Annotated in this window: 4 protein-coding genes and 1 pseudogene; 4 read left to right on the top strand and 1 reads right to left on the bottom strand. The window is 48.0% G+C overall.

Translation table 11 applies throughout. The features are described 5' to 3' along the window. Positions 1-197: 197 nt before the first annotated feature. Positions 198-695, bottom strand: coding sequence for a deoxycytidylate deaminase (locus tag ACI4J0_RS12540; protein WP_439766155.1), 498 nt, complete (start codon positions 693-695; stop codon positions 198-200). 477 nt (positions 696-1172) lie between these two features. Here ACI4J0_RS12540 and ACI4J0_RS12535 point away from each other — a divergent pair, with 477 nt between their 5' ends. From ACI4J0_RS12535 to ACI4J0_RS12520, 4 genes and pseudogenes are all read left to right on the top strand, one after another. Next, complete coding sequence (locus tag ACI4J0_RS12535) at positions 1173-2321, top strand: lysostaphin resistance A-like protein (RefSeq protein ID WP_439766154.1); 1149 nt, start codon at positions 1173-1175, stop codon at positions 2319-2321. A 14-nt stretch (positions 2322-2335) separates the two neighbouring features. Beyond that, positions 2336-3271, top strand: a complete 936-nt coding sequence (locus tag ACI4J0_RS12530; RefSeq protein ID WP_439766153.1) for a GNAT family N-acetyltransferase — start codon at positions 2336-2338, stop codon at positions 3269-3271. Positions 3272-3296: 25 nt separating this feature from the next. Further along, entirely contained in the window at positions 3297-3626 is a 330-nt protein-coding gene (locus ACI4J0_RS12525) for a hypothetical protein (RefSeq protein WP_439766152.1), read from the top strand. 140 nt (positions 3627-3766) lie between these two features. Continuing rightward, positions 3767-4886, top strand: a pseudogene (locus ACI4J0_RS12520) (DNA topoisomerase); the annotation flags it as partial.

The raw sequence follows: 4886 nt of genomic DNA, 5'->3' as shown, positions 1-4886 counted from the left end.
TGCGACAGCATTTCGAGGGGAGGCGTACACGACCGCCTCCCCTTGTAGAGCGCTCGAACATACTTACCCTCAAAAACGTTCCGGTGGAACGTTTTTGACAAAGCTATTTTTACGTTGGTTTGTGCATATTATATAATTGTCATTTCTTTTTCGACAGACTGCCGCCTTTCGGTATTTCCGAAAGGCGTTTTTTTAACTCAATATCCGTCCGTTCCCTCGATGGAGTCGTCGTTTTCCACCCAGCTCTGGACATTGATGGTGGTGTATTTATCGCGGGTGTTCCGGATTATGACGGTGGATATGCCTGCGTTTATTATCAGCCGCTTGCACATGGAGCATGGCTCCACATCGCCGTAAAGCTCCCCTGTTTTTGCGTCGTGGCAGGCAAGGTAAAGGGTGGAGCCGATGGTGTCGCTCCTCTCGGCGGAGATTATGGCGTTTGCTTCGGCGTGAACGCTGCGGCACAGCTCGTAGCGCTGTCCCTTGGGTATGCCCAGCTTTTCTCTGGTGCAGTAGCCCAGGTCACAGCAGTTGGTACGTCCTCTGGGCGCACCCACATAGCCTGTTGATACTATTTCGTCATTCTTGACGATTATCGCTCCGAAGTTTCTGCGCAGGCAGGTGCCCCGCTCAAGAACTGTCTCGGCAATATCCAGATAGTAGTTTATTTTGTCCCGTCTCTGAACTGCGCTCATTTGAAATATGCCCCTTTCCGAATATAGTTTTTCTTATTATCAGTATAGCAGAAATGTGCCGTAAATGCAATAGCTGCAACAATATTCTTACAAAGATTTTGCATGGCGGCGGGGGTCGCCCCGCGGCGAGACGTTCTGTAATTTATTAGGACATCAGACTGTCGGCTCGGTAACGATACAAATATACTGACCGATAATTAACGAGTGGCTGTAGGCTCAGCCTGTCGGGGGTCGCCCCGCGGCGAGACGTTCTGTAATTTATTCGGGCGGCAGACTGTCGGCTCGGTAACGATACAAATATACTGACCGATAATTAACGAGTGGCTGTAGGCTCAGCCTGCCAAATTGGAAGCGGGTCGTCAACCGCAAAAATATACGGGTATATTCATACACAAAAAGTTCACAAACATTGTTGGAAAATGTGGTATAATAAATTTAATCATACGCAAAATCAGCAAAGGGAAGGAGTCTCCCGTTATGGCGATCACAAAAAAAAGGGACAACAGCGACAGCCGAATTGCCTCCTTGAAGCTTCAGGACAAGGAATACAACGAATTATACCGCAAATGGCGAATTGAACACAAAAAGGACTACGGCTTCTACTTTCTCGACAACTCCGACGAGCTTACATACCGTGACGGCGAGGGCTTTATCACCGAGTCCCCCCAGGCGGCGGAGCGCTCTGCCATTGTGGAGATACATTCCCTGCTTGCCAAGTTCCTGACCATTTACACCGTTCTCAATATTATTGTATGGCTTTTCAAGGACGTTGCCCCCTTCGGTGATTTTCCCCTGTTGTATAATTTGCTGAGATTTGTTTCAAGCAGCGAATATATAGCTGTGGCAACGGATTACATCGTTAAGATATCCGTTCGGCTGCTGCCCTTGATCTATCTTATGAAAAAAATCGAGATGCCCAAAAAGATCTTTTTCCCTACAAAAATTTACAACAAGCCCCTGTTTAACATTGCCGTTCCCATGGCTATGCTCACCTTCGGCATAGCTACCATACTCTCAAATATCCAGCACACATCAGCTGTACTTATGGGCGTTGACCCTACCTTCAGCGTCTGGGTACCGCAAAATAAGGTCTGCCTCGTTCTGTCCGCTCTCCTGACGGCGGTCATCATTCCCATTATAAGCGAGATAGTCCATCACGGCATCATTTTGCAGATACTCAAGCAGTTCGGTGACGGCTACGCGCTTATCCTTACAAGCTTTATCGCCGCCCTTACCTCAGGAAATTATCACACCTTCCTGTTTACATTCACTATCATGCTGGTGGTGGGCTTCTTTGTGGTGCGCTCGGGCTCTATTATTACGGGCTTTGTCATGAGGATAATCATCAGCGGCAGCGTGTATTTTCTGACTATTCTCAAATATATGGACCTGCCCGAGGGAATGTATATGACCATCACTTCCGCTATGCTTTTTGTATATATCGCCGCAGGCTTTACCGCTGTTTCGGTGTTCATTATAAAACACAGCAACAAGATAAGCCTGCCCCTTTACAAGATGTATCTTGATAATTACGAGCGGATAATGTGCTGCCTTACAAACGCTTCCGTAATTATGTGGCTAATTCTTACGCTCATGCTGATGATAATGGATATAAAATGGCTATGACGGATAATGTGTATATGAAACGAGCCCTGGAGCTGGCGGAGGAAGCCGCGGCGGAGGGCGAAGTGCCTGTGGGCGCGGTCATTGTGCGGCTATCGGACGGACGGATAGTGGGCGAGGGGCGCAACAGGCGTGAAAAAAGCCGAAGTCCCCTGGCTCATGCCGAGCTTGAGGCTATTGATAACGCTTCCCGTTTTCTCGGTGGCTGGCGGCTGTCGGGCTGCGAGATGTATGTAACGCTGGAGCCCTGCCCCATGTGCTCGGGAGGGATAATCAACTCCCGCATCGACAGGGTCATATTCGGCGCATTTGACAAAAAGGCAGGCTCCTTCGGCTCTGTGACCGACCTTTCCGCTCTCCCCTACAATCACCGTCCGCTCATTAACGGCGGGTATATGGAGGAGGAATGTGCGGAAACGCTCAAAATATTTTTCCGTAAAATGAGGGATAGAAAAATGGATAAAATAAAGCTTGTAAAGGCTGAGACAGACGACCAGCTCCGCAGGGTATCAAAGCTTGCGGACGGCATATGGCACGAATATTTTCCCGGGATAATCACCACCGAGCAGGTGGACTATATGGTGGAAAAATTCTGCTCCTTTGAAGCGGAAAAGGAAAATATAAAAGAGGGCTATGAGTATTATTTCATAAAACGGGGCGGCGAGGACATCGGCTACACCGCCATTAAGCCCGACGGTGACAGGCTTTTCCTTTCAAAGCTTTATCTGAAAAAGGAAGAGCGGGGAAAGAAATATGCCCGTGCAGTAACGGATATGCTCAAAGAGATATCCCGTGAAAGAGGACTTGGGGCGATATGGCTGACTGTCAACAAGCACAACGACAGCACTATTGCCGCTTACAGGGCTATGGGCTACAAGACCATAGGCGAAGGCGTTGCCGACATCGGAAACGGCTTCGTTATGGACGATTATTATATGGAGCTTGAGGTTTGAGAAGTTTAATGAAAGGATAGATCATATGAGCTATTATGTTGATGAGCAGACTCTCAGAGAGGTCATTGAACTGGTGGGCAAGACTGCCGCTGCTGCCTGCATTTCCTCGTTTTTGAGCGAGGTGGTATTAAAGGCGGTGGTGAATGCCCGTCCCACCAAGATAGTTGTGGAAAACGGTATCCCTGCGGCGCTTTACACCATCGGGGAAAAGGACAAGCCTACGGCGGTATATGTAAGCTCACGCCGCTCAAAGGTTGACTGGAAGCCCGTTTTATTCTTCGGAGCGGTCTTTGCGGGATGCAAGTATATTCTCGATTACCGCGAGAAGAATGTGGCTAATGTCAAAACAGGCTGAGCCTGCAGCCACTCGTTCTATAGTTTATATGGGCGGCAAAAGTACGGCTCGGTAACGGAAGAAATATGCATAGTTGTTTCACTGTATTATTTTTATAAAGCACATAAACAAATACAACCGAAAGGAAAAATCACAGCAAAATGAGCGCAAAAAAGAAAAATTACGATAACGAAAGCATAAGCATTTTAAAGGGTGCAGACAGAGTAAGAAAGCGCCCTGCGGTAATATTCGGCTCGGACGACCTTGAGGGCTGCAAGCACTCGGTCTTCGAGATAGTATCAAACTCCATTGACGAGGCGAGAGACGGTCACGGCGACAAAATTATCGTCACAAGCTACCTCGACCACTCCATTGAGGTGGAGGACTTCGGACGCGGCTGTCCCGTTGATTTCAACAACAACGAACAGCGGTGGAACTGGGAGCTTGTTTACTGCGAGCTTTATGCAGGCGGAAAATATAACAACAGCGATTACGAATTTTCTCTCGGACTTAACGGTCTGGGTCTGTGTGCCACACAATATGCCTCGGAATTTATGGACGTTGAGATACTTCGTGACGGCTTTAAATATAATCTCCATTTTGAAAAGGGAGAAAATATCGGCGGTCTGTCAAAGGAGCCTACAAGATCCAAGAGGACAGGCACAAGGACCCGCTGGAAGCCCGACTCCGAGGTATTTACGGACATTGTTATCCCCGCGGATTATTTCCGTTCGGTGCTTAAAAAGCAGGCGGTGGTAAACCCAAAGGTCACCTTTGTCCTTCGTATCGAAAAGGAAACGGGAGGCTTTGAGGAGACCGAATATTACTACGAAAACGGCATTACCGACTATCTCAAGGAAATTGTGGGAGAGGAAAATCTCACCTCACTGCAGTTCTGCTCCTGCGAGAGAAAGGGCAGAGACGCCGAGGACAGACCCGAATACAAGATGAAGCTGTCCTGCGCTTTCACATTTTCCAAAAATGTGAGCTTTCAGGAATATTACCACAACTCAAGCTTCCTTGAGTACGACGGCACTCCCCAGAAGGCGGTAAGGCAGGCATTCCGCTCATCTATCGACAATTTCATCAAGTCCGCAGGAAAATATCAGAAGAACGAAAAATCCGTGAAGGACGACGATATCGCAGACAGCCTTGTGCTCATCTCATCTACATTTTCCACATACACATCATACGAAAATCAGACCAAGAAGGCTATCAACAACAAGTCCATTTACGAGAACATGGTGGACTTCTTAAAGCATCAGCTTGAGGTCTATTTTA

Origin of the sequence: Huintestinicola sp. (assembly GCF_051882455.1) — a bacterium.
Taxonomy (GTDB): domain Bacteria; phylum Bacillota; class Clostridia; order Oscillospirales; family Ruminococcaceae; genus Huintestinicola.
The sequence above is the reverse complement of the archived record's forward strand: the minus strand, read 5'-3'. Positions and strand labels throughout refer to the sequence as shown.